Here is a 402-nt window from a genome sequence, read left to right as displayed (position 1 = left end):
GCATGCGCGAAGCAACCGACATTGGTGACGAGATGAAGCCCATCATAAGCACCATAACCATCGGTTTGCAGATAGCCATCATAGTTACCCAAGAAGGCAACAGGGCACGACCTCGCGCGACTGTTTTGATAGTCATACAAGACGATGTTTTTCACATTAGGGAGTGCGGCATCTGGCGAGTCCGCGCCCGAGCAGTAGAGCCACATGTAGCATTGCTTGTCTTCCTTGAGCACATTAAGCGGCGTTTCATCCGCCTGAACCACTATTTGCTCGAGTAGGTGCGTTTTTAAGGCCGCGTAAAGCGGGGCAAACTTCTCACTGACTTGGATAATCCACCTTGCCATGGTGGTTCGTGATAGTTCGATACCCGACTGGGTAAACAGCGATTCTTGGCGATACAGT

At 51.0% G+C, this 402-nt stretch carries 1 protein-coding gene; it reads right to left on the bottom strand.

All coding sequences use genetic code 11. The features are described 5' to 3' along the window. On the bottom strand, nucleotides 1-402 hold a 402-nt coding region (locus QTN95_RS21110), incomplete at both ends, for an IS66 family transposase (RefSeq protein WP_331418903.1).

It is taken from the genome of Vibrio sp. M260112 (assembly GCF_036533775.1).
Classification (GTDB): Bacteria; Pseudomonadota; Gammaproteobacteria; order Enterobacterales; family Vibrionaceae; genus Vibrio.
This window is presented reverse-complemented; position numbering and strand designations above follow the sequence as displayed.